The 24,938-nt window shown below is 65.5% G+C and carries 22 protein-coding genes; 8 read left to right on the top strand and 14 right to left on the bottom strand.

What is annotated here, in order from left to right:
• Positions 1-34: 34 nt before the first annotated feature.
• The 5 genes from QD208_RS12535 to QD208_RS12515 form a co-directional block, all read right to left on the bottom strand.
• On the bottom strand, positions 35-1,441 hold the full coding sequence (locus QD208_RS12535; protein ID WP_054556429.1) for a TRAP transporter large permease subunit: 1,407 nt from the start codon (positions 1,439-1,441) through the stop codon (positions 35-37).
• Entirely contained in the window at positions 1,441-2,010 is a 570-nt protein-coding gene (locus QD208_RS12530) for a TRAP transporter small permease subunit (protein ID WP_043333327.1), read from the bottom strand. Before QD208_RS12530 ends, QD208_RS12535 begins: the two co-directional genes overlap by 1 nt.
• Positions 2,011-2,693: 683 nt before the next feature.
• The gene (locus tag QD208_RS12525) at positions 2,694-3,431 is read right to left on the bottom strand and encodes an endonuclease/exonuclease/phosphatase family protein (RefSeq protein WP_240548771.1); all 738 of its coding nucleotides are present in this window, start codon (positions 3,429-3,431) and stop codon (positions 2,694-2,696) included.
• 92 nt (positions 3,432-3,523) lie between these two features.
• Positions 3,524-4,168 carry a thiol:disulfide interchange protein DsbA/DsbL gene (locus QD208_RS12520; RefSeq protein ID WP_153635052.1) on the bottom strand — a complete coding sequence of 215 codons (645 nt, stop codon included), beginning with the start codon at positions 4,166-4,168 and terminating at the stop codon, positions 3,524-3,526.
• A gap of 277 nt (positions 4,169-4,445) precedes the next feature.
• Entirely contained in the window at positions 4,446-5,093 is a 648-nt protein-coding gene (locus QD208_RS12515; RefSeq protein WP_342357211.1) for a c-type cytochrome, read from the bottom strand.
• Between the two features lie 409 nt (positions 5,094-5,502).
• Between QD208_RS12515 and yihA the strand changes: the two genes are divergently transcribed.
• Complete coding sequence (gene yihA, locus QD208_RS12510; protein WP_054556430.1) at positions 5,503-6,192, top strand: ribosome biogenesis GTP-binding protein YihA/YsxC; 690 nt, start codon at positions 5,503-5,505, stop codon at positions 6,190-6,192.
• Positions 6,193-6,334: 142 nt separating this feature from the next.
• Here yihA and QD208_RS12505 read toward each other — a convergent pair whose 3' ends face one another.
• From QD208_RS12505 to argH, 8 genes are all read right to left on the bottom strand, one after another.
• Entirely contained in the window at positions 6,335-6,745 is a 411-nt protein-coding gene (locus QD208_RS12505; protein WP_279836982.1) for a hypothetical protein, read from the bottom strand.
• Positions 6,746-6,997: 252 nt separating this feature from the next.
• Positions 6,998-7,717: an HAD family hydrolase gene (locus QD208_RS12500; protein WP_192839074.1), complete on the bottom strand. Its 720-nt coding sequence runs from the start codon at positions 7,715-7,717 to the stop codon at positions 6,998-7,000.
• Positions 7,714-8,808, bottom strand: coding sequence for a tyrosine recombinase XerC (locus QD208_RS12495; protein ID WP_279836981.1), 1,095 nt, complete (start codon positions 8,806-8,808; stop codon positions 7,714-7,716). Before QD208_RS12495 ends, QD208_RS12500 begins: the two co-directional genes overlap by 4 nt.
• Positions 8,805-9,596: a DUF484 family protein gene (locus QD208_RS12490; RefSeq protein ID WP_279836980.1), complete on the bottom strand. Its 792-nt coding sequence runs from the start codon at positions 9,594-9,596 to the stop codon at positions 8,805-8,807. Before QD208_RS12490 ends, QD208_RS12495 begins: the two co-directional genes overlap by 4 nt.
• Before the next feature lie 80 nt (positions 9,597-9,676).
• A complete protein-coding gene (dapF, locus tag QD208_RS12485) occupies positions 9,677-10,507 on the bottom strand; it encodes a diaminopimelate epimerase (RefSeq protein WP_215823692.1) in 831 nt (276 codons plus the stop codon).
• Positions 10,507-11,778, bottom strand: coding sequence for a diaminopimelate decarboxylase (gene lysA / locus QD208_RS12480; protein ID WP_043333334.1), 1,272 nt, complete (start codon positions 11,776-11,778; stop codon positions 10,507-10,509). Before lysA ends, dapF begins: the two co-directional genes overlap by 1 nt.
• 60 nt (positions 11,779-11,838) lie before the next feature.
• On the bottom strand, positions 11,839-12,060 hold the full coding sequence (locus QD208_RS12475; protein ID WP_240548660.1) for a lipoprotein: 222 nt from the start codon (positions 12,058-12,060) through the stop codon (positions 11,839-11,841).
• Positions 12,061-12,140: 80 nt separating this feature from the next.
• Positions 12,141-13,535 carry an argininosuccinate lyase gene (argH, locus tag QD208_RS12470; protein ID WP_279836979.1) on the bottom strand — a complete coding sequence of 465 codons (1,395 nt, stop codon included), beginning with the start codon at positions 13,533-13,535 and terminating at the stop codon, positions 12,141-12,143.
• Between the two features lie 275 nt (positions 13,536-13,810).
• Between argH and hemC the strand changes: the two genes are divergently transcribed.
• From hemC to QD208_RS12445, 5 genes are all read left to right on the top strand, one after another.
• Entirely contained in the window at positions 13,811-14,758 is a 948-nt protein-coding gene (gene hemC, locus QD208_RS12465; RefSeq protein ID WP_043333340.1) for a hydroxymethylbilane synthase, read from the top strand.
• A 10-nt stretch (positions 14,759-14,768) separates the two neighbouring features.
• Positions 14,769-15,653: a uroporphyrinogen-III synthase gene (locus tag QD208_RS12460; RefSeq protein WP_279836978.1), complete on the top strand. Its 885-nt coding sequence runs from the start codon at positions 14,769-14,771 to the stop codon at positions 15,651-15,653.
• The gene (locus QD208_RS12455) at positions 15,654-17,234 is read left to right on the top strand and encodes a uroporphyrinogen-III C-methyltransferase (RefSeq protein ID WP_279836977.1); all 1,581 of its coding nucleotides are present in this window, start codon (positions 15,654-15,656) and stop codon (positions 17,232-17,234) included. It begins immediately after the preceding gene.
• A complete protein-coding gene (locus tag QD208_RS12450) occupies positions 17,231-18,454 on the top strand; it encodes a heme biosynthesis HemY N-terminal domain-containing protein (RefSeq protein WP_043333341.1) in 1,224 nt (407 codons plus the stop codon). Before QD208_RS12455 ends, QD208_RS12450 begins: the two co-directional genes overlap by 4 nt.
• 533 nt (positions 18,455-18,987) lie before the next feature.
• Positions 18,988-19,572 carry a DUF2780 domain-containing protein gene (locus QD208_RS12445; RefSeq protein ID WP_159055812.1) on the top strand — a complete coding sequence of 195 codons (585 nt, stop codon included), beginning with the start codon at positions 18,988-18,990 and terminating at the stop codon, positions 19,570-19,572.
• A 153-nt stretch (positions 19,573-19,725) separates the two neighbouring features.
• Here QD208_RS12445 and QD208_RS12440 read toward each other — a convergent pair whose 3' ends face one another.
• On the bottom strand, positions 19,726-22,098 hold the full coding sequence (locus QD208_RS12440) for a mechanosensitive ion channel domain-containing protein (RefSeq protein WP_279836976.1): 2,373 nt from the start codon (positions 22,096-22,098) through the stop codon (positions 19,726-19,728).
• A gap of 606 nt (positions 22,099-22,704) precedes the next feature.
• Here QD208_RS12440 and QD208_RS12435 point away from each other — a divergent pair.
• Both QD208_RS12435 and QD208_RS12430 read left to right on the top strand, forming a co-directional pair.
• Positions 22,705-23,670 (top strand): ABC transporter substrate-binding protein, encoded by a 966-nt coding sequence (locus QD208_RS12435; protein WP_234368067.1) that lies wholly within the window; start codon positions 22,705-22,707, stop codon positions 23,668-23,670.
• A gap of 176 nt (positions 23,671-23,846) precedes the next feature.
• A complete protein-coding gene (locus QD208_RS12430; protein WP_279837000.1) occupies positions 23,847-24,815 on the top strand; it encodes an iron ABC transporter permease in 969 nt (322 codons plus the stop codon).
• Positions 24,816-24,938 lie beyond the last annotated feature (123 nt).

The following is a 24,938-nucleotide window of genomic DNA, read 5'->3' as shown; positions in this document are numbered from 1 at the left end:
TGTTCTGTCCTTGTGCTGTCTCGTCAGTCGTGGCCTAGAACTGGGCCGGCAGCCAGGTCGCCAGCCCCGGGAAGGCGGCCAGGGCGCCCAGCATGCACAGCTGGATCAGGATGAACGGCACGACACCCTTGTAGATCTGGCTGGTGCTGACTTCCTTGGGCGCCACGCCGCGCAGATAGAACAGCGCAAACCCGAAGGGCGGCGTCAGGAAGGAGGTCTGCAGGTTGATGGCGATCATGATGCCCAGCCAGATCGGGTCGAGGCCCATGGCCAGCAGCACCGGGCCGACGATCGGCACCACCACGAAGGTGATCTCGATGAAGTCGAGGATGAAGCCGAGCAGGAAGATCACCAGCATCACCACCAGGGTGGCACCGATGACGCCGCCGGGCATGTTCTCGAAGATCTCGGTGACGACCTCTTCGCCGCCGAAGCCGCGGAACACCAGCGAGAACAGCGCGGCACCGATCAGGATCAGGAACACCATCGAGGTGACGTTGGTGGTGGAGCGCACCACTTCCGTCAGGGTCTTCAGGCTCAGCTTGCGATTGGCGAGGGCCAGCATCAGGGCGCCGAAGGCACCCACGGCAGAGGCTTCGGTCGGGGTCGCGAGACCGCCGAGAATCGAGCCGAGCACACAGACGATCAGCACGATCGGCGGCACCAGGCCCTTCATCAGCAGCCAGAAGATGCTACCGGTATGTCCCAGCTCTTCCATCAGCGCATCACGATCGACGGCCGGCGCCTTCTCCGGCTTCAGCCAGGCGACCATGGCGATGTAGACGATATAGGCGAGCACCAGGATCAGGCCCGGAATCAGCGCGCCGATGAACAGGTCACCCACCGAGACGGTCTTCGGGCTCCAGATGCCCATCGACAGCTGCGCCTGCTGATAGGCGGAAGACAGCACGTCGCCCAGCAGGACCAGCGCGATGGACGGTGGGATGATCTGCCCCAGGGTGCCGGTGGCACAGATGGCGCCGGTGGCCAGTGACGGGTCATAACCGCGCTTGAGCATGGTCGGCAGTGACAGCAGGCCCATGGTGACGACGGTCGCGCCGACGATACCGGTGGAGGCGGCCAGCAGCATGCCGACAATGGTCACGGAAATCCCCAGCCCGCCACGCAGCGAGCCGAACATCAGTGCCATGGCGTCGAGCAGCGTCTCGGCGACCTTGGACTTCTCCAGCAGCACGCCCATCAACACGAACAATGGCACGGCCAGCAGGGTCTGGTTGGTCATGGTGCCGTAGAGGCGGTTGGGCATCGCGGACAGGAAGCTGGCATCGAATACGCCCTGGGTAATGCCCAGCGCATCCAGCCCCATGCCGAGTCCGGCGAAGGCAAGCGCGGTACCGGCCAGTGACAGCGCCACCGGATAGCCCAGCATCAAGACGATACAGATACACACGAACAGCAGCAGTGGCATGATCTCGAGCATTACACCAGCTCCTCATCGTGGTCAGGGGTGTCATCGCTCGCATGCGGAGAGGGCAGGCGGCCCATCAGGAACAGCAGATGGCGGCCGGCTTCCGCCACGCCTTGCAGCATCATCAGGATGGCGATGGCCGGAATCAGGGTCTTGAGCAGGTAGACGCCCGGCAGGCCGCCGGATTCGGGCGAGGCTTCCTTGATGCCCCAGGAATCGCCCACGTAACCGAGGCTGGAGAGCAGGATGAAGGTCATCACCGGGAACAGCAGGAACAGGGTGCCGCCGAGATCGACCCACGACTTCCCGCGGTGCGACATGCGCTGATAGAAGATATCCACCCGCACATGGCCGTCGTGCTTGAGCGTGTAGCTGGCGGCGAGCAGGAAGACGGCCGCGTGCATGTACATCACGGATTCCTGCATGGGGATGCTGTTGATGTTGAAGGCGTAGCGCAGCATCACGATGGTGAATTCGACCAGCATCATGATGACGACCAGCCAGGACACACAGCGTCCCAGCCCCTCGGTCATGCGGTCGAGCCCTGTGAGCCAGCCGGGGGTAGAGGCATTGGCAGACATGGAGTCCCCTTGGCCTGCGGGTAGCAGGTGATGATTGTTGGTGTTGTTGTTGCTTTGCCGACAGCGTCTGCTGTGTCTTTGCCAAGCGCTTGTGTTGCAAGCAGTTGTGTTGCAAGCGATTGCTGGCAAGGTCGCCAATTCAGATGTTGCTCATGTTGTGGTCAGTCGCGGTGTCCAGCAAGCCGTGATGGCATCGCTTTGAACAACGCTATTCCACGCTTCATCCCTGTAAGTGACGTCGCTCGGATGCGGCATGCCATCAGTCATCGCTAAGTCAACGATTAATCCACGTCATTGGCAGACAAAGAGTAGCGAGCGGCGCCGCAACAACAAATGGATCATTGGTCTGACAGGCGGTTTTTGTCTTTGCTTACAGTGAGATAGGCGAAGAAATGCCGGCAGGCAGGCAGGCAAGGAAACGGACAAGTAAGGGCGCGGCAGATCGCGTTATGCGCATCCAACAGTCCGCAAGCGATGCGTCGCAGACGCGGCGGCAGGGGTGAGCATCATGGCGCAGACAGCTGCCGGCAAGCCGTAGCTGAGGGAAGCCTGGGTCGGGAAAGTCAGGCGGGAAAGCCAGGCGAGAAAGCCAGGCGGGAGAGCCAGGCAGTAGAGGGGCGATATGCGAGGGATCGATATCCGAGGGGCAGGCGTCAGGGATGCTTATGCAAGAGAGACAGGCGTCAGGCGAGCCCGATCGCCTTGCGGCATGCGGCTGGCAGATGGACTTCTACCGCAAGCGGCAGATGGTCGGAGAACAGGTGCGACAGCGTGGTCGGGTTGCTCAAGCGCAGCGTCGAGGAGACCAGGATATGGTCGAGCCCACGGCGTGGCTGCCAGGCTGGGTAGCTGTTGATGGCCTTGCTGGGACGGGAGTCGAGTGCCTCGCTGAACGCCTTGTGCTGACGAAGCTGGGACAACGTGCAATTGAGGTCGCCCATCACGATGACATGCTTGAGGGGCGCGATCAGCTCGCCGAGGTACTGCAGCTGACGATGCTGGATACGGGCGCCGAGTGCCAGGTGGGTCACGAAGACATGCAGGGCGTGTTCGCCCTCGCCGAAGCGGGCATGGATGGCCCCGCGTCCCGGTAGGGTACCGGGCAGACTGTGCTCCTCGAGATGGCTGATCGGCAGGCGCGACAGCAGGCCGTTGCTGTGCTGAGCCAGGCGGCCCAGGTTGCGGTTGAGCTGCTGATAGCGATGCGGGAATTCGGCCGTCTCGGCCAGTGAATCGACCTGATTGACGTTGCCGGAGCGGAAACTGCCGCCGTCGACTTCCTGCAGCCCGACGATATCGTAGGGCGTGATGGCGGCGGCGATCAGCTCCAGACGCTTGCGACGCATCGGGTGTGGCAGCACATGCTGCCAACCGCGGGTGACATAGTGATGCCACGCCGCGGTATGGATGCCGACCTGCATGTTGAAGGTCAGCAGACGCAGGGGAGGTGCCGTCTCGTCGAGTCCGGCACCTCCCGCGGCGCTGGCGGCCACTGGGTCAGCAGCCGCTGCCATCAAGCGGCGTCCTTGCTGCCGGCTTTCTCTTCACGCACCTGCTCGACCAGCTCGTCGGTGATCTTGAGCATGTTCTGCAGCGAGCCAGCCGTGCTCGGCGAGATGACATAGCGGCCATCGACGATCAGTGCCGGTACGCCCATGATCTTGTAGGCGCGCATCTGGGCGTGGGCCTGATTGACCTGGCTCTTCACGCCGAAGGAGGTCAGCGACTTCCTGGCGTCTTCTTCGCTGACGCCGTAGTCGCTGTAGAACTTGGCGATATCATCCGGATCGGTCAGGCGCTGGTGGTCCTGATGGATGGCATCGAAGAAGGCCTTGTGGGTCTCGTCGAGGATGCCCAGGTCCTTGGCGGCATAGAAGGCATAGGCGTGCTTGACCCAGTCCTGCCCCATGGTGGCCGGCAGACGGTTGAAGGTCACGTCACTCGGCAGCTCATCGACCCACGGCTCGAGGCTGGATTCCAGCTTGTAGCAGTGCGGGCAGCCATACCAGAACGCTTCGACCACTTCGACATTGCCCGCCGGCGCGTCGGTCTTCACCGGCTCGTCGAGTACCTGATAGTCCTTGCCAGCTTCAGCGGCGAACACGCTTGCTGACAGGCCAAGGCCCGCCACCAGAGTCAGTAGGGGTTTCCACTTCATGGAACATCTCCATCGGATTGAGGCATGCCCGGGCATGATACCCGGCAACATTAGTGATGCATCGAGTATGCGTGTCAGCCACCACTGCTGTCGAGACTGCCGGGCGGGACACGGCGGATCACTCTCGGGCCAGCCTAGCGTGACAAGGTTGACCGTTGGATGAACGCCGTTCGATCACGCGCCGTACAAGGCGTCGCTCGAACACGCCCCGTGAACGGCGTGCTGGTGCCGGTCGTCATCAAGTCAGTCATACGCGATACCCGGCTGAACGGATGCCTCAGCGCAGGCCGTGGAGATATTCGGCCACCTGCTGCATGTCGCTGTCACTCATGCGCGCGGCGATGCTGCTCATGATGGCGTTCGGGTCGTTGTCGCGGCTGCCGTCACGGAAGGCCTTGAGGGCCGTCACGGTATAGGCGGGGAATTGCCCGGCCAGCGCCGGATAGCCTGCTGAGTCGATGCCTTCACCGCGCGGGCCATGACAGGCTGTGCAGGCCGCGATGCCGCGCTCGAGCGAGCCTGCCCGATACAGCACCTCGCCGGCTCGGGCCGCCTCTGGCTCGGCCTGGCCGCGATTGGCGGGCTGCGCGGCGTAATGGGCCGCGATATCGGCGATGTCCTGATCGCTCAGGTTGTCGGCGATACCGGCCATCTGCGGCACCGAGCGGCGACCATCCCGGATGTCGGCCGTCTGCTTGCGCAGGTAGTGGGCCTGCTGGCCAGCAAGATGGGGGAAGGCCGGCGTCGGCGAGATGCCCTGGGCGCCATGACAGGCAGCACAGACGGCAGCCTTGGCCTTGCCTGCCGCGGCATCGCCGACCAGCGACTCGGCGGCGGCCCCCGTCGGCAAGGTGGCGGCCAACGTCGTGGCAGCAAGTGCCAGCAGCAGGCGCAAGGGGCGCTCGGGGGTCTGCCTTGGTCTCATCAGCTCATCCATTTCACTGGTCCCTGTTTCACGAAGAGGCCCGTTCGGGGCTTGTATCATCCGGCGTGGATGGTGGCCTCTGTCATTTCCCCGGTGCCCGCGCCGTGCTGCGCGCGGTGAGAAGTGCACCCCACTCTCGCAGCCCGTGAGAGCAGGGTGGTACACTAGGCCTCATGATCGCCATGCTGACCTTGCAGGCAGTATAGCGAATCCCCTCAGGGCGCGTGAGCGTGCCTGTCGCCAGTCGTGTCATCGCAGTAATCCAGTGCATCTTCCCGCTGTCGTCGGCAAGTTGCAGCGCCGATGACAGGGCATGCGGCACTCTTTTCGTTACACCGGTCGTTTCTTCTGCTCTCTCGTGATGTCGCGCGGGCGAGACGTCCGCCTTCAACAGGTATTCAGAACTCCCATGGCCGAATCAGCTCCTTCGACCCCCAAGCTCCATTATCGTCAGGCGCGCTTCCTGATCAGTGCCGCGACTCTGGCCCAGTGCCCGACGGACGTGGGTGCCGAAGTGGCCTTCGCGGGTCGCTCCAATGCCGGCAAGTCCAGCGCCATCAATGCGCTGACCTCGCAGAAGGCGTTGGCCCGTACCTCCAAGACTCCCGGCCGCACCCAGCTGATCAACTATTTCACCATCGGTGAAACGGGCCGCCATCTGGTCGATCTGCCCGGCTATGGCTATGCCAAGGTGCCGGACAAGGTGAAGCGCGAGTGGCAGTCCCATCTGTCCAACTACCTGCGCAACCGCCAGTCGCTGCGGGGCCTGGTGCTGCTGATGGATGTGCGCCATCCGCTGTCCGAATTCGACCAGATGATGCTGGGCTGGGCCGATGAGGCCAAGATGCCGGTGCATATCCTGCTGACCAAGGCGGACAAGCTGAAGCGCGGCCCTGCTGCGGCAAGCCTGCAGAAGGTGCGTCACGCGCTCAAGGAGTGGGAAGACCTGGTCACCGTGCAGCTGTTCTCGTCGCTGAAGTACTCTGGTGTCGAGCAGGTGCATGCCAAGCTCGACGAGTGGCTGGCGGACCCGTCGGTGATGGACGGCGTGGAAGAGATGGCAGGCGATGAGGCACCGCAGGACCCCTTCGACGACTGACTGAAGGGGTAAGGCGATTTGGGGCGAAGCCTCGAACCAGGCCACCTTGCATGACGAAACGGCCACCCCTCGGGGTGGCCGTTTGCGTTACGACAGGCACGCTGTCACTCACCTCTGCGCTTTTGCGCTTCCCCAGGGCCACTCACATGAACAGGCTGCGCGGCGCGCTGCTGATGGGGTCAAGGCGGGTCAGAGAGCTCGTCTCCCTGGGCGCCGAGAGAATATGCGGCACCTTTGCCGCGGGCTCGACGACTTCCGGCATCGTCACGGCCTCGCTGGGGACGAGCAGGCTGCGCATGGCCTCCTGTGGTGAGGCCGCCGGCGCTTCCTGCACGCCGGATTGCAGCGTCGCGAGGCTGGCACGCCCACTGTAGACCGCCACGATGACCAGCAACGCGGATGCCATCACGATGGCCACACCTTTCAGCAGGGCGCGGCTGGTCTGACGCGAGGGCGTCATGATCGGCGCGCGCTGCTCGCCTTCACCATGCAGGGGCGGCCTCTGGGGGGAGGAAGATGACACACGGTAGCGCGGGAGTGAGTGGGTGCTCATGCTGGCCTCTCCTTTTGAGGTCGAGGTGGCAGGCATCTCCCAGCGCAGACTCAGGAACCCCAGACAGGGTTCAATATCGACGACGCTGAGAAACTTGTACATGAAATATGGTTGAGGCGCCATTTTTGTACAAGTTTTAATTCACTCAGCCATCGGGCACACCAGGCGCATCAGGCGCGCCACACCTTGAGCCTCAGCCGTCGGTCGCTCAGTCATTCCCACACTCAGTCATCCCGCCACTTGCACCGTCACTCAGTCATTCAGGCGTGCAATCAGCGCCGGCAGCTCGCGGACATGCGAGATGACATGTACGCCTGCCGGGACGGGGCCCGGGGCGCCCTGGCCCTTGACGTCGATCCAGGCGGCCTGCATGCCCAGGCGCGCGGCAGGCAAGGCATCTTCCTTCCATGAGTCACCGACATGCAGGGTGGTGGAGGGGCGGCTGCCCAGGCGAGCCATGGCGGCGAGGAAGGGGCGCGCATCCGGCTTGGGCGCCAGCCATTCGCCGGCGGCGATGCTGAACTCGAAATGATGATCCAGCGCGAGGCGAGCTAGGTCGACATTGCCATTGGTGATGGCACCAAGGCGGTAATCGCGGGCGAGGGAGTCGAGCAGCTCGCTGGCTTCCGGGAAGGGCGTCAATTCGTGGCGCAGCGCCAGGAAGCGCTCGATGGCGGCGCGCGACCAGTGGCCCGCCTGCTCATCATCATGCCCGGCATCGCGCAGCATGGCGTGCATGGCCTCGCGGCGCAGCCAGGTGAAATCACCGCGGCGCAGCGGATGCTCCAGCCCCAGCGCCATGCGGCGACGCGTGTATTCCTCGAGGGGGAAGTCGTTGGCATGCCCGATCTCGCCATCCAGCCAGGCGTAATGCTCGGCCTCGGCGCGCTCCATCACCGCGCGATTGGCCCACAGGGTGTCATCGAGATCGAAGGTCAAGGCCGTCAGGCGAGGCGCGTTGGCAGGCGTCACAGGGTGTCATCCTTGAGTGGAGCATCAATAGGGGAGGTGGCGTCGGTGTCTGACGTTGCCGTCGCTGATCCGCGCTGGCGGCGGGCGCGAGGGTGCGCCTGATCATAGGCGCTGGCCAGTTGCTGCCAGTCGAGGCGCGTGTAGACCTGGGTGGTCGAGAGGTGAGCGTGCCCCAGCAGTTCCTGCACGGCGCGCAGGTCGCCGCTGGATTCGAGCAGATGACTGGCGAAGGAGTGGCGCAGGCGGTGCGGGTGCAGATGCTCGGGCAGGCCGCGTTCTTTCGCCTGCGTCACCAGCCTGAGCTGCACGCCACGCTGGCCGAGGCGACGCCCCTGCTGGCCTACGAACAATGCCGGCTCGTCCCGGGCGGCGAGCTGGCCACGCACCACCAGCCAGGCATCCAGCGCCTGACGGGCGCGTGAGCCGATCGGCAGCTGGCGGGGCTTGTCGCCCTTGCCGCGCACGCGCAGGCGGCGGGTTTCCAGCATGTCGAGGTCGAGGCTGACCAGCTCCGAGAGACGCAAGCCCGCGCCGTAGAGCAGTTCCAGCATTGCCTGATCGCGGATCGCCAGCGGCGTGCCGTCATGCGGGCAGTCGAGAAAGCGCGCCAGACTGTCGATATCCACCGGGCGTGGCAGATGGTCCGGCAGGCGTGGTGTCTGCACCAGTCCCGCCGGGTTGTGTGGCAGCACATCCTGCTCGACCAACCAGCCACAGAAACGGCTGATCGCCGCGCGCCGCCGTGCCAATGAGCGCGGTGCGAGGCCACGGCTACGCTCGGCACCCAGAAAACGCCTGAGCGTCGGCACGTCCAGCGCCTGCCAATCCTGCGGCAGGGGCGGCGAATCCTTTGCACGAGCGGCGCTGCTGTCCGCTGCGGGGCGCAGCATGAAGGCGGTCAACGCCTGCAGATCACGCGCGTAGGCGCTGACGGTCGCGTGGCTGCTGTCGAGGGCAAGCTCGGACAGAAATTCCCGACAGGTCGCGGACAGGGCCTGCTCGGCGGCAACACGCTCGGCGTTGCTCGCTGAGGCGTCGTCGGTGGATGTGTCGACGACCGAGGCGCCGTGGGCCGACTCGAGGCGGCTCATCGGCTGGCCTGGTCGTCACGGCTCGAGGAGCGCAGTGGTGCCTGGCCCTGGGCATCGCGGCCCAGGCAGCGGGCCAGCACGTCGCCGAGGTATTCGGGAAACAGGGTGTCGAGACCGGCACGGAACTGCTCGGCATCGGCACTCGCCACCACCAGATAGCCCAGGCACTCGCCACGGGTCAGGCGCACGATGACGGCGGAGCCGCGCGTGGCATCGGCCTGGCTGGCATCGACGAGGTCTGCGCAGTCGGCGCCGAGTGGCCACTGATGGTCGGGCAGCAGGGCTTCCCAGCGCGTGCGCGGCATGGCCAGGCAGCGGCTGGCGCGCCCCTCGAGCAGGCGCTCGAACTGCTCGCCGCGCGCATCGTCGAGCGCCTGGCGCGGTGGCTGTGCCGAGGCACCGGCATCGCGCTGCCACAGACAGACGGCCGCGATGTCGAACAGCTCGCTGAGACGCGTGGCCAGCGTTTCGGCCAGCGCATCATCGGACTCGGCATCGAGCAGATCCAGCACCAGCTGACGCAGACGCTGATAGCGACTCTCGTTGTCGCGCGCGGCGGTCAACAGCTCCTCGAGGCGCTCTTCTGCCTGATCAGTCCGCCCGCGCAGGTCATGTACCAGCCGCTCCAGCAACGAGATGCTGCCGCCGCGTGCTTCCGGGTGTGGCACCCGCATGCGTTGCAGCAACCCTTCACGCCCCTCGAAGAAATCGGGATGCGTGGCCAGCCATTCGGCGACCCGATCCGGGTCCAGCGTACGCGGGCGACGTGACACGGGTGACTCGGCCATGTGGGACTCCTTGCGGACGGTTGGCAGCGGGACGCCGTCGGCCATGTTTCCGGCAGCGTCCCTCGGCTGGGGCTGGCGATCTACAGGATGATGCGGCCTTCGAAGACGGTCTCGGCGGGGCCGGTCATGAATACCGGCTGGCCGTCGCCAGCCCATTCGATGCTCAGGGTGCCGCCGGGCAGCGTGACATTGACCGGGCTTGCCAGCAGGCCACGGCGAATGCCGGACGCGACCGCCGCACAGGCGCCGGTGCCACAGGCCAGCGTCTCGCCGACACCGCGCTCGAAGACACGCAGGCGCGCTTCGTGCGGCGAGACGACCTCGAGGAAGCCGGCATTGACGCGCTTGGCGAAGCGCGGATGCGCTTCGATCCGCGGGCCCAGCGTCAGTACCGGGGCCTGCTCGACACTGTCGACCAGCAGCACCGCGTGGGGGTTGCCCATCGAGACGACGCCGATTTCCAGCGTCTCGCCGTCGACGTCCAGGGTATGCACCGGCAGGTCGGCCTCGGCCTCGAAGGGCAGCGCGGCGGGGGCGAAGCGCGGCGCGCCCATGTCGACGCGCACACGACCATCCTCGGCCACGACCAGGGTCAGCGGGCCGCCGGCCGTCTCGACGCGAATCTCGCGCTTGGTGGTCAGGCGCTGTTCACGCACGAAGCGCGCGAAGCAGCGCGCCCCGTTGCCGCAGTTCTCGACTTCACTGCCATCGGCATTGTAGATGCGATAGCGGAAGTCCATGTCCGGGTCGCGGGGCGGCTCGACCACCAGCAGCTGGTCGAAGCCGATGCCGAAGTTGCGGTCCGCCAGACGGCGGATATCGGCATCGCGCAGGCGACTGCGCTGCGAGATCAGGTCAATGACCATGAAGTCATTGCCCAGTCCGTGCATCTTGGTGAAGTTCACCAGCATCAGGCATCACCTTCCGGCAGCAGTTGCTCACCGGTCCACAGTTCTTCGAGGCGCTCGCGACGACGCACCAGGTGCATCTCGGGGCCATCGACCATCACCTCGGCAGGACGGCAGCGGCTGTTGTAGCTCGAGGCCATCACGAAGCCGTAGGCACCGGAAGAGCGCACGGCGAGCAGGTCGCCCGGCGCGATGGCCAGTTCGCGGTCCTTGCCGAGGAAGTCACCGGTCTCGCAGACCGGGCCGACCACATCGTAGCTGGCGGACTTGCGCGTCTCGCGCGTGTCGACGGTGACGATGTTCTGCCACGCCTGATACAGCGACGGACGGATCAGGTCATTCATGCCGGCATCGATGATGGCGAAGTTCTTCTCTTCACCGGGCTTGAGGTATTCGACGCGGGTCAGCAGCACGCCGGCGTTGGCGGCGATGGAGCGGCCCGGTTCGAACAGCAGCGTCATCTCGCTGCCGTGCTCATAGCGGGCCAGGCGCTCCAGTAGGGCGCTGGCGTAGGCGAAGGGCTCCGGCGGAGTCTCGTTCTGGTAGGGCACGCCGAGGCCGCCGCCGAGATCGAGGTGCTCGATGACGATGCCGCGTTCACGCAGGCGATCCAGCAGGACCAGCAGGCGTTCGAGGGAATCGAGGAAGGGCGCCAGCTCGGTCAGCTGGGAGCCGATATGGCAGTCGGCACCGACCACCTGCACGTGCTCCATGGCGTTGGCGATCTCGTAGACCTCCAGCGCCTGTTCGACCGGAATGCCGAACTTGTTGGCCTTGAGGCCAGTAGAGATGTACGGGTGAGTGCCGGCATCGACGTCGGGATTGATGCGCAGCGACACCGGTGCGACGCGTCCGAGACGGCCGGCGACGGCGTTGAGGCGCTCAAGCTCCGGCAGCGACTCGACGTTGAAGCACTTGATGCCCAGCTCCAGCGCACGCTCCATCTCGCCGGCCTGCTTGGCGACGCCGGAGAAGACCACCTTGGCGGGGTCGCCGCCGGCCTTGATGACGCGCTCCAGCTCACCGGCGGAGACGATGTCGAAGCCGGCGCCCAGACGTGCCAGCACATTGAGCACCGCCAGGTTGGAATTGGCCTTCACGGCATAGCAGATGAGATGCGGGTGGTCGCCCAGCGCATCCTGATAGGCCTTGAAGTGGCGCTCGAGCGTGGCACGGCTGTAGACGTAGCACGGCGTGCCGAACTGCTCGGCCAGCGTGGCGAGCGAGACGTCTTCGGCGTGCAGCACGCCATCCTGATAAACGAAGTGATCCATGATCCGGCCTGCAAGATGTCGCGCCGGCGGGCATCACCCGCCGGAGATGAATAAGGGGGCTCAGGCGTCGCTGCCGGAAGTCTCGGCAGCGGCGGTGCTCTCTGTCTCGGAGGCGTCAGCGGCCGGCGCGGGAGCTTCGGCACGCTGACCACCGGCATCGGCGTCCGCCGGCAGATAGAGCGGGCCTTTCTGGCCGCAGCCGGCCAGCAGGCCAGCACCCAGCAGCAGCGCCGCGAGGGTGCGAAGGGTATGACGGGCGGACTGGCTCATCAGATGACGCATCGGGCGGCCTCCTGGTAGCAAGCGATAGAGCGATGCGGGCCCGGTTGCCATGGCTGGCGACCAGGCCCGAAAGAGGATGATCAGGCGCGCGAGGCCAGGGCGTCACGCGCACGCTGCACGGCAGCGCGGACCTGGTTCGGCGCGGTGCCACCGATGTGATTGCGCGCCGCGACGGAGCCTTCCAGCGTCAGCACGTCGAAGACGTCCTGCTCGATGGTGTCGGAGAACTGCTGGAGCTCTGCCAGGGTCATCTCGGACAGGTCGCGCTGCTGCTCGATGCCGAAGGCGACGGACTTGCCGACGATCTCGTGGGCATCACGGAAGGCGACACCCTTGCGCACCAGGTAATCCGCCAGGTCAGTCGCGGTGGCGAAGCCCTTGCTGGCCGAGGCGTACATGTTGTCGGACTTGGCGCGGATCGCCGGAATCATGTCGGCGAAGGCACGCAGGCTGCCGCGCACGGTATCGATGGTATCGAACAGCGGCTCCTTGTCTTCCTGATTGTCCTTGTTGTACGCCAGCGGCTGGGACTTCATCAGGGTCAGCAGGCTCATCAGGTGGCCATAGACACGGCCGGTCTTGCCGCGCACCAGCTCCGGCACGTCCGGGTTCTTCTTCTGCGGCATGATGGAGGAGCCGGTGCAGAAGCGGTCCGGCAGGTCGATGAAGTCGAACTGGGCGCTGGTCCACAGCACCAGCTCTTCGCTCATGCGTGACAGGTGCATCATCAGCAGGCTGGCGAAGCTGGTGAATTCGATGGCGAAGTCACGGTCGCTGACCGAATCGAGGCTGTTCTCGGTCGGACGGTCGAAGCCGAGCAGCTCGCTGGTGACGTGACGGTCGATGGGGAAGGTGGTGCCGGCCAGCGCCGCGGCGCCAAGCGGCAGCACGTTCATGCGCACGCGGCAGTCACGCAGGCGGTCCTGGTCGCGGGCGACCATTTCCTGCCAGGCCAGCAGGTGGTGGCCGAAGGTGACCGGCTGGGCGCTCTGCAGGTGAGTGAAGCCCGGCATGATGGTGTCGGCTTCCTGCTCGGCCAGCCCCAGCATGCCTTCGCGCAGACGCGTCAGTTCGGCGTCGATGGCGTCGATCTCGTCACGCAGATAGAGGCGGATGTCGGTGGCGACCTGGTCGTTGCGTGAACGGCCGGTGTGCAGCTTCTTGCCGGTGATGCCGATCTTGGCGGTCAGGCGTGCCTCGATGTTCATGTGCACGTCTTCCAGTGCCACGGACCACTCGAATTCGCCCCGCGCGATCTCTTCGCTGATTTCCTTCAGTCCCGCGATGATGACGTCGCATTCTTCTTCGCTCAGCACGCCGACACCGGCCAGCATGGTGGCGTGGGCGATGGAGCCCTGGATGTCGTGCTGCGCCATGCGCTGATCAAAATCGACGGAGGCGGTGAAACGTGCCACGAAGGCATCGGTCGGCTCGCTGAAGCGGCCGCCCCAGGACTGATTGGTAGATTCGCTCATCGGGATCTCGAATTGTGGTGACGTGTCCAGAGTTCGGCGTCCGGTGCACGGTCGCGCAGCCGGTATCGTTGACCTTGGAGTGTACCAGACTCCTGCGCGTGGGCGAGGGGCCGCGGCCAGTCCGGCGGATCGCAGGAAAGCGTGCCACGGATTTTCCCCCTGAGGTGACTGGCTTTATGATAAGTGTCATCAGAGGGCAGCGCTGTTCGTCAGTCAGGTTTGCTCAACAACTTCGAATCAGATGGCGTGCGTTGCGCGCCAGCAAGGAGAATGCCGTGCCCCGCCGTGAGATTCTGCGTATCGCGACCCGCAAGAGCCTGCTCGCCCTGTGGCAGGCCGAACACGTCAAGGCGCGACTCGAGGCCCTGCATCCTGGCTTGAGCGTCGAGCTGGTGCCGATGTCGACGCGTGGTGACAAGATTCTCGATACCCCGCTGGCCAAGATCGGCGGCAAGGGGCTGTTCGTGAAGGAGCTGGAAGAGGCGATGCTCGACGGGCGCGCCGATATCGCCGTGCACTCCATGAAGGACGTGCCGATGCACTTCCCGGAGTCGCTGGGACTGGCGGTGATTCTCGAGCGTCACGCCCCGACCGACGCCTTCGTGTCCAACACCTGTGCCAACTTCGATGCCCTGCCGCAGGGCGCGCGCCTGGGCACCTCCAGCCTGCGCCGTGGTCTGCAGGCCAAGGCGGCACGCCCGGACCTGGAAGTGCTGAGCCTGCGCGGCAATGTCCAGACGCGTCTTGGCAAGCTGGATGCCGGCGAGTTCGATGCCATCATCCTGGCCACTTCCGGCCTGCAGCGCCTCGAGCTGGATGCGCGCATCACCGCCGAGATGGACGCCGAGACCTGCCTGCCAGCCTGTGGTCAGGGTGCGCTCGGCATCGAGTGCAACCTGCAGGACGAGGAGATTCTTGCGCTGCTCGAGCCGCTGGCCCATGAAGACTCCAGCCGTTGCGTGCTGGCCGAGCGCGCCATGAACACGCACCTGGAAGGTGGCTGTCAGGTGCCGATCGGCGGCTATGCCGTGCTCGAGGAAGGCGGCAGCCAGCTGTGGCTGCGTGCGCTGGTCGGCAACCCCGACGGGACGGTCATCCTGCGCGCCGAAGCGCGTGGTCCGTCCGATGCCCCGGAAGCGCTGGGCGTCGCCGTCGCGGAAGACCTGCTCTCCCAGGGTGCCGGCGAGATTCTGGCGGCGGTCTACGGCGACGCTCGTGGCTGAGGTGTCAGCGATGGCAAAGGCGTCGCGTCTTGAGGTGTTGACGACGCGGCCGGGCTCGCGCGGAGCGGTTCTCGATGCGATGCTGAGTGAGGCGGGCTGCGAGGTGGAGTGCCTCAAGCTGATGGCGCTCGAGGCCTTGCCGCTGGAACCCGCCGCGCGTCAGGCGATCATCGATGTCGATCTGTATCGCGGCGTGATCGTGATCTCGCCCCAGGCCGCCGGCTATCTGGCCGATTGGCTGGAGGAGTGGTGGCCACAGCTGCCTGAAGGCGTCAGCTTCTATGCCGTCGGCGCGGCCACGGCCGAAGTGCTGCATTCGCGGCTGGGGGTGCCGGTGCGTGTCCCGCCGCGCGCCACGCGCGGTGAGCATGCCGAGCGCGATGCGCCGGTCGGCACCACCAGCGAAGCCTTGCTGTCGCTGCCATCGCTCAGGACGCTTGCGGGTCAGCGCTGGTTGCTGGTGGCCGGGGAAGGCGGGCGTCCGCTGCTGGAAGAGACGCTGGTGGCACGGGGCGCTCAGGTCACGCGTCTGGCACTTTATCGACGCCTTCCGTTGGCTTTGTCGCCGCAACAGGCTGGCCGTCTGGCGGCGGGCGCGTATGATGCAATGGTGGTGACCAGCAATGAACTGCTCGAGACGGTGATGGCATCGGTGACGCCGCAGGCCTTGCACCAACCGCTAATCGTGTCGAGCCACCGTTTGGCTACACTGGCACACGCTCATGGTTTCGAGCGCGTGACGGTCGCCGAGGACGCTTCACCCGGGGCCCTGACGCAGGCAGTACTTCGCGCCTGCGCCCCCATCAGCAAGACTCGCCATGCAGTGACCGGCGCCACTGCGCCTGGTCCGCGTGAGGCCATCGATTCCCAAGAATCCGGAAAAGGGCAAGCGTAGATGAGCAACCGAGAACACGATCAGGAAGATAACGGCTCTGCCGGCATGACGCCCGGCAAGTCGGGCGACAAGGATGCTGCCGCTCGCGCATCAGATGCTTCTTCCGCTTCCGGCGTTTCCGCCGATGACACTGCCTCTGGCCGCCCTGGCGCCGAGGCCTCCCGTTCGTCCTCTTCCTCGTCATCCGACACGGCTGATGCCCCGCGCGAGCGCCGCTCGCGAGGTGGGCGCAATCGTCGTGGGCGTGGCAAGGGGCAGGGCAGCTCCTCCTCTTCAACCTCATCCTCCACTGCCAGTGAGTCCACGCCCGTGAGCCAGACTTCAGACGACAACGCATCGACGCCTTCCGGCGCAAAATCGCCGCTTCCGGAGCGTAGCGAACCCGCCAAGGAGGCGTCTGCCGCCAAGCCGAGTGCTGGCAAGGCCTCTTCCAGCAAGGCGACTCCCGGCAAGCCCTCCACGCCGGCTGGCAAGACGGCCAGCGCGAGTGGCGCTGGTGGTGCAGGCCTGGGTGGCACGACGGCACCCGGCACACCGCCGCCCGGCGAGCCGCAGGGCAAGAAGAGCAAGGCCGGCAGCATCGCGCTGATTCTCGTCATCTTGCTGGCCATCGTGGTCGCGGTGCTGGCGTGGTTCGGCTGGCAGCGTCTGAACGCGCTGCCGGATGCCCAGGGCCTCGACAAGCAGGTCAGCGAGAGCGTGACCCAGCAGGTCGGCCAGGTCTCCAGCAAGGTCGATGGCCTGTCGAGCACGCTGGAGAAGAATGAATCCCGCGTCAGCGAGCTCGACAAGCGCCTGTCCAGCGAGAGCCAGGACACCGAGCAGGCCCTCAACAAGGTGCTCGAGGAGCTCAGCAAGTCCCAGCAGACCGACGCGCGTGACTGGCACTATGCGGAAGCCGAGTACCTGCTGCGCCTCGCCAACCAGCGTCTGCAGCTGGAACGTGACGTGAACGGTGCCGATGCGCTGCTCGAGAACGCCGATGCGCGTATCGCGGCGGCCAACAATCCGGCGCTGCTGCCGGTGCGCAAGGCCATCCAGTCCGAGCTGGCCAGCCTGGACAGCGTGCCGCGCGTCGATCGCAGCGGTATCTATCTGGCGCTGCTCGCCGAGCAGGAACAGCTGGCGCGTCTGCCGCTCAAGCAGGACGTGGCCGAGATCGCCGCCAAGGTCGAGAACGACGCGGCGCCGACAGGCGGTTGGCAGCAGCAGCTGGCCCGCTTCGGCAACGAGCTGAAGGACCTGGTCACCGTGCGTCGTCATGACGAGGCACTGGAAGCCCTGATCACGCCGGAGCAGGAATCCTACCTGCGTCAGAACGTGCGTCTGGTGCTGGAGCAGGCGCAGCTGGCGCTGCTCAAGGAGGAGCCGAAGCTCTACCAGGCCGCCATCGACAAGGCCATCACGCTGGTCAATGGCTACTACGACACCAAGACCGATGGCGTGCAGAATGCCGTCGCCAAGCTGGAAGAGCTCAAGAGCAAGACCATCCGTCCGGAGCTGCCTGACATCTCCGCCTCTCTGAGCAAGCTGCGTGAGCTGATCGAGCGTCGCGCCCAGCAAGGGGGTGGCAACGCATGAGAGTCCTGATACTGCTGATCATCATCGGGCTGGCCATCGGTGCCCTGTTCGGGCAACTGATGCAGGCCTTCCCGGGCTACTGGCTGATTCGCGTCGGCGATACCTCGGTCCAGACCTCCTTCTGGTTCGGCTTGATCCTGCTGTTCGCGGGCTTCGTGGTGCTGCACTTCGGTCTGCGCCTGCTGTCGCGCTTCGCGCATCCGTTCTCCCGCCTCAAGGTGTGGAACAGCCGTACGCGTCACCGCAATGCCACGCGCAAGACCGTACGGGGTCTGGTGGCGCTGGCCGAAGGCCGCTGGAAGAGGGCCGAGAAGTCGCTGACTCACTCAGCGGAAGATTCCAGCACGCCGCTGGTCAACTACCTGTCCGCCGCCCTGGCCGCGCACTATCAGGGGCGTTTCGAGCAGGCGGATACGCTGCTCAAGCGGGCGCACGAGTCCACCCAGGGCTCCGAGAGTGCCGTGGGTCTGGTGCAGGCGCAGCTGATGCTGGACCGCCAGCAGCATGAACAGGCGCTGGCGACCCTGACGCGTCTCGACAAGCAGCTGGGCGAGCACCCGCAGGTGCTCAAGCTGCTCAAGCAGGCCTATCTGGCGGTCAATGACTGGGATGGTCTGCGTCGTCTGATGCCGCGTCTCGACAAGCAGGACCTCATCTCCCCCGAGGAGAAGAAGGAGCTGGAACAGCGTGCCTATGTGGCGCTGATCCAGCAGGCCGCGCGCAATCCGGAAGACATCGAGCGCGTGCGCAACCTGTGGGCCGACATGCCGGACCACCTGCGTACCGACGTGAATCTGGTCGCGCTCTACGCCGAGGCGCTGATCGCCGGTGGTCAGGAAGGTCTGGCCGAGCGTCTGCTGCGTCACTCCCTCAAGGAGTGCTGGGATTCGCGTCTGGTGCTGCGTTACGGCCTGCTGGACGTGGATGCACCGCGTCAGCTGGTGTATGCCGAGAAGTGGCTGCAGGAGCGTCCGAATGATCCGGACCTGCTGCTGTCGCTGGGCCGTCTGGCACTGCGCAACGCCAGCTGGGGCAAGGCTCAGGAGTACTTCGAGGCTAGCCAGCGCCAGCGTCCGAGCGGTACGGTGTGTGCTGAACTCGCGCGTCTGTTCGCCAACCTGGGCGAGCACAACAAGAGTCAGCTCTACTACCGTCAGAGCGTCGAGCTGCTGGATCGCTCACTGCCGGCCCTGCCGCAGCCGAGCAAGGACAACGCCTGAGGGGCGGCCGCCGAGTGTCAGTCAACCGTCGAGCTACAGCCGCCTGGTGCCAACCCCCGAGTGCCAACTAAGGCATGACAGGCGTCATGAGGGCTGGCGGACAAGACACTCGGCGGCTTGCACGATGTTTCCTTGTTTGATGAAAGGTATTGCCCAATTGCACCGGTCGCGCTGTCGGCCGGTGATGCAGGTTTCTCTCCGGGGTATCCACGTTCACACGCTGTGTGACGGGATGCCCTTCTTTTTGCCCGCATGACGGGCGCTGAGGGCATTCTCGCCCAGGCTTTCGCCCTGTCAGCACGCCGCCGTGAGATGTCGGTGGGTGCATGCTGGCGTGGGCATGGCCGGTGCCGGATTTCTCGTTGCTGATCCGGCAACGATGCGTCCGGGCCTGCACGGCCAGAGCGTGAGCGTGTGGCGCTGGCTGGAAGCGATTCCTCCGTGCGATGATTCTGCGTGTCGGATGCGCCCATGCACGTGGTGCATCTACGGGCCGAGTCCGGTCCGTTTCCCCAAGCGATGATGGAGTCTGCATGTTGCATAAGTCCCTGGCCCTGATGGGCGCCTCTGTACTGGCCGTGTCACTGGCCGGTTGTGCCGCTACCGGTAACAGCTCGTCCAGCAACGCCGCCAGCTCCTCCAGCTCGTCCAGCTCCATGATGAGCCTCGCCAGCAGCATGCTGAGCAGCCAGACAGGCCAGTCCCTGCCGGCGGCCGACCTGATGTCCAGCCTGACTTCCCAGCTGGGTGTGTCCTCCACTCAGGCGCTGGGTGGCTCTGCTGCCATGCTGGCGCTGGCCCAGTCCCAGCTTGGCACCAGCGCGACCTCCGAGCTGTCCACCGACGTGCCGCAGCTGTCCAGCCTGACCAGCAGCAGCTCGCTGTCCACGCTCTCCAGCCTGGCGAGCCTGAGCGGCAACGACAATGCCACGGCATTGGCCAGCACCGTCGGCAATGTCGATGACAGCGCGTCTCTGGACAGCGCCTTCTCCGCGCTGGGCATGGACAGCAGCATGGTCTCCCAGTTCGCGCCGGTGCTGCTCAGCTACATGGGCGGCGAAGGCGTCAGCTCGACGCTGCTGAGCTCGCTGTCCAGCATGTGGGGCACCGGCTCCTGAGCCAGCCTCGTGTATGAGGTGTGAGGCAGTGTTTTATGCCCGCACATGAAAACGCCCCCGAGCCACTGGCTCGGGGGCGTTTTCGTTTCAGGACGGCTGCCTGCGCAGGCAGCCGTGTCGGGGCAGCCGTGTCGGGATAGTGCAGGCGCTTGATCAGTCGCCGTCGGCATCCGGTTGGGTGGTCTGACGGATGCGCTGTTCCTCGGCATCCACGACTTCGCCGTCTTCGGTGGCATGACGCGTCAGCGGATTCTCCTCGCGACGCTTGGCGACCTTGGCGGCTGCCTCGCGCTGCTCGGGGGTCTTCGGTTGACCGGCGGCCGAGCCATCGATCACGAACGGCGCCTGCATGGTGCGCACGTTGGCCGGCGGCGCACCACCGTCCTTGTCCTGACCGAAGTACATGGTCATGTGCGGGAACGGGATCTCGATGCCAGCGGCGTCGAAGTGCTGCTTCACGAGTTTGTTGTACTCGCGGCCGATGGCCCACTGGTTGCCCGGGCTGGTCTTGATCATCACGCGGATGTTGACCGAGCTGTCGGCCAGGGCCGAGACGCCGGCGATGGTGACCGGCTCGAGAATCTCCGGACCATAGCTGCCTGCCTCGAGCTCATCGAAGGCCGCACGCAGGTGCACGATGGCGTGGTCGACATTCTCGCGATAGGAGATGCCGTATTCGCCGACATGGTAGGCGAAGTCACGCATGTAGTTGGAGACGGTATCCACCGACGAGAACGGCACGATATGGAAGGTGCCGGACAGGTCACGGATGCCCACCGAGCGGATGGTCAGGCGTTCCGCGGTACCGGTCACGCCACCGGCAGAGACCACATCGCCGGTGTTGATGGCGTTCTCCAGCTGGATGAACACCCCGGTGATGATGTCCTGCACCATCTTCTGGGCGCCGAAGCCGATCGCCAGACCCAGTACCCCGGCACCGGCCAGCAGCGGCGCGATGTCGATGCCGATCTCGGACAGCACGATCATCGCGGTGAAGACGATCATCGCGATGGCAATGGCATTGCGGAACAGCGCCAGCAGAGTCTCCACCCGCGAGGACGGCTTGCCCTTGCCGGTGTCCGGATTGAGCTTGTGCTCGATCAGGCTGGCGATGCCTACCCAGACTGCGATGGCGAAGGCGAGAATGAACAGCACATGGAAGATGCGCGACAGCAGCAGGGCACCGGCATCGGTTGCCAGCCACTCGCCGAGCGCCACGATGTGCCAGGCATTCAGCACCATGCCGACCACCACGATCAGGATGATGGCGCGCATGATGCGCAGCGCGGTGGGGATGTAGGAGTTGAGGCGCTTCTCGAGCAGCGGCAGCTGACCACGCAGCTTGTCGGAGATCTGGATGCGCTTGCCGATCAGCTGCGTCACCACGCGCGACAGCAGAGCACCGCCGCCGATGGCGAGCAGCGTCTTGAGCGTCGCCCCCATCATGAACGGCAGCGCCTCTTCAGGCGTCGTCTGCGAGATGATGAACAGGGTGGCGAAGTAGGCCAGCGCGATCAGGTGCCAGGTGCGCGCCAACATGCGCAGACACACGGCGATGATCGCGTTGTGCGCCTCGCGGGCTTGAGTGAGCAGGCGGTCACGCAGAATGATGCGATTGCGCGAGATCACCACGATGGCCCAGACGAGGGTGATGGCCATGATCAGCAGATTGACGAAGCTGCCGACGGCCGGCGCCAGGTTGTTGTTGATCATCGGCACCACGACCAGGATGCCGTAGCCGATGAAGCCGGCCAGCATGGCCAGGGAGCGGTTCCAGTACCGCGCCACGTCATCCGGCATCGGCAGCAGACGCAGCCCCTTGTAGCCGGAGGAGAACAGCATGCGCATCAGGGCCTTGAACAGCTCGATGACCAGATAGGCGTTCAGGAACATCGACTCGCGCTGACCGATCACGCCCTGTTCGCCATAGGCGAAGATGGCGAGCAGATAGCCGCCGAGGAAGGCGAGACCGATGACCGCGATGTCCACCACCGCCGCGACCAGCACTGCCAGCAGGGTGCGCAGCAGCGGGCTGCGGTGCTGGCCATCCAGTGACCACTGGCTGACGCGCGAGAACAGCGGCTTGGCGAGTCTGCGCAGCACGAGGAACAGTGCGATGGTCGAGATGACGACCAGCCCGAGGCTTACGGCCTCGCCGGTGAAGCGACTCCAGTCGATCTCGTCGGCGTCCTCGTTGGCCAGACCATCGAGGGTGCCTAGCATGCGGTCCAGCGTGGCGGAAAGATCCGCGACCAGGTCCTGGCTGATGGCCGCCAGCTGGCGCGACAATGACGGCGAGTCCTCGCTCAGGGTGACGTCTTCTCCCGCCACCTCGACGGCTTGTTCACTCGCCTTGCTGTCCAGCTGTCGCAGGCCTTCGATCAGGGCCTCGCGCTGACTGGGGTCTTCCAGCAGCGTGGCCAGACTCTCGTAGGAGGATGTCGCGCCATCGCCGCTGCCGCCCTCGGCCGGGGCGGCATGGGACAGGCTGCTGAACCCGAGGCTCAACACCATCAACAGCATCATCAGGGCGGACCTCAGCCAGGCAGGTCGCCATGAGTCCGGTTGGCGCGAGGCAGCAAGGGTGGGAGGGGAGTGCGGGGGTGTCGGAATCGCCACAGATGGCTTCTCCATGTCGGTGAGTGTGTGAGGCGTCGGGGTAGAGAGTGAGAGCAGGCTCCGCAGGTGCATCAGAGGCTCGCAAGCGTCCCATCAATAACGCGAGGATCTGTCAGGTAGATGTTGAAGGGGCGTCACGCGCGTCCTGCGCGCACGCCGAGCGAGAGTCCATCCCTCAGTTATCGGGGCACTTGGTGCTATCCCAACCCCTGCGGGGCTCCGCCAGAGACATTCTTGCGCACAGCCTGCGGCAGGCGCCGCCAACCTTCAAGGTCTTCAGGCGCTGCTCGGGGGAGAGGCGGGACCTGCTGCCACGCAGGATGTTGCAATGTCGCGTTGCATGAACTGGTGTGGTGAGTCACAGGATGAGTCGGTATTGTTGCGATTGATTATTATTCGCTGTTCAGGTGTGATAGTCATGCGCACAGGGGCCGCCTTGCGGTATCGTCCTGCGCAGGATCACGCCTGCCTTCGCTTGAGTGCGAGATCATTTCCTTCATTTCGGAGTACTGCATGACCGTCTCGTCGACTGCTTTTACTGCTCGTGGCATGACCCGGCCTGCATGGTTCAAACAGGGCCTGATGGCGACCTTGGCGGTAGCGCTGATGGGGGCTTCCCTGTCTGCCGAGGCACGCAGTGTCGAGACGGCCTACGGTGAGCTGGACATCGAAGGCACGCCGCAGCGTGTCGTCACCCTGTACGAAGGCGCGCTGGATGTGGCCGTCGCCAGTCAGGTGACGCCGCTGGGCACCGTGACCACGCGTGGCGGTGATGGCGTGGCGAGCTATATCCAGTCGCAGGTGCCGGACATCAAGATCATCGGCACGCCGCGTGAATTCAATCTCGAGGCGATCGTCGCGCTCAAGCCGGACCTGATCCTGGCACCGCCGGGCCTCGACAAGACCCAGTACCAGCTGATGTCGCGTCTGGCGCCGACCGTCGTGCCGAGCGCTTCGGCGCTGAGCCAGCAGGGCTGGAAGGAGCAGAGTCGTGTCTATGCCGAGGCGCTGGGCGAGACGGCCGAAGCGGAACTCGAGACACGTCTGGCTGCCATCGACGCGCACGCCGCGCGTCTGAAGGCCGAGATGACCACCCCGGAAACCGCCAGCCTGGTGCGTCGCATGCCGGGCGGCCTGATGGCGATGTCCGACCAGCTGTTCGCGACCGGCCTGATGGCGGCCAGCGGCTATGAGCTGGTCGGTGGTGATCTGGTCAAGCCGGGTCGCCCGCATTCCGATCCGCTCAGCGACGAGAACATGGCACGCATCGATGCGCAGACCATCTTCCTCGCCACCATGGACGATTCCTCTGATGCCGCGGTCGACGCTTTGGCGGCAGAACCGGCCTTCCAGCGTCTCGAGACAGCGGACCGCGACAGCCTGGTCGGCGTGAATGGCCAGCTGTGGACCAGCGCCAGTGGCCCGTTGGCCGCGGAAGCACTGCTGAAGGATATCGACCGGGCGCGCGATGATGGCTAGTCGCAGTCATGTCGGTGCACGACGTTTGACCCCTGCGCAGGCAGGGGACCTCCCGCAACCGCGACGCGGGAGGTGGTATGCAGGCTGAAGAGACCTCTCCACAGGTCCGCAGGCCACGCGCACATGCCGCCCGGATGACCCGCAGGGTCTCCGGGCGTCTTGCGTTGCGTCAGGTGATGCCGCTGGCCTGCCTGAGTGCCCTGCTGACCTGTCTGGCCAGCCTGCTGTGGGGGGCTGGTGATGTCGGCCCCTGGCAGGCGCTGCAGGTGCTGGCCGGACAGGGCAGTGATCAGGCGCGCTTCGTGGTGCTCGAGCTGCGCGCGCCGCGTACCCTGATCGGCATGGTGGTCGGCATGATGCTCGCCTGTGGCGGCGCCCTGATGCAGGTGGTGGCACGCAACCCGCTGGCGGAGCCGGGCTTGCTGGGCGTGAGTGCCGGGGCCTCCTTTGCCGTGGCCGTGGCGTTGTTGCTGGGGATGGAAGCGACCGGCATGCACGTGATGGTGGCGCAGAGTGGTGCGCTGCTGGGCTGTCTGTTTGTGATGAGCACCGTGCGGATGAGCGGCGCACGTCAGGACCCGGTGCGCCTGGTGCTGGCCGGCGCGGCGCTGTCGAGCCTGCTGGTGGCGCTGACGTCTCTGGCCTTGCTGGTCGATCAACGCGCGGCCGACGAGATCCGCTTCTGGGTGATCGGCAGTCTGGCCGGGCGCTCGCTGGAGGCGCTTTACAGCAGCCTGCCCAGTATCCTGCTCGCGGTGCTGCTGACGCTGTGGCTGGCGCGGCCGCTCTCCGCGATGGTGCTGGGTGAGCAGGTCGCCAGTGGCCTGGGCCATCATCCCAAGCGCGTGCGCAAGGTCGCGATCCTGGTGGTGGCGCTGCTGGTCGGTGCCGCGACGGCCCTGGCAGGGCCGGTGGCCTTTGTCGGCCTCGCCGTGCCCTATGTGGCGCGTGCGCTGTGCGGCGCCGATGTGCGGCGCACGCTGTGGCTGTGCCTGCCGCTGGGCGTGACCATGCTGCTGAGCGCCGATGTGGTGTCGCGGCTGGTCGTGCCGCCCTCGGAGCTGCCGTTGGGGGTGCTGACGACCCTGATGGGCGCGCCCGTGCTGATTGCCGTGGTGCGTGCTCGCCGTCTGCCCACCCTGTAGTAGTTGGTGCCTCTGGCGCTTGCGGCGTGAACGATGATGGAGGCCAGGCTGGCGCGCATGCCGGCGCCATCGCCTCATTGCTTGAATCGACCGGCCCTGTCAGGCGTTGTCCTGACAGGGCCT

Source organism: Cobetia sp. 29-18-1, assembly GCF_029846405.1.
Classification (GTDB): Bacteria; Pseudomonadota; Gammaproteobacteria; order Pseudomonadales; family Halomonadaceae; genus Cobetia; species Cobetia amphilecti.
Note: the sequence above shows the minus strand (reverse complement) of the source record. Positions and strands in the feature narration are given on the sequence as shown.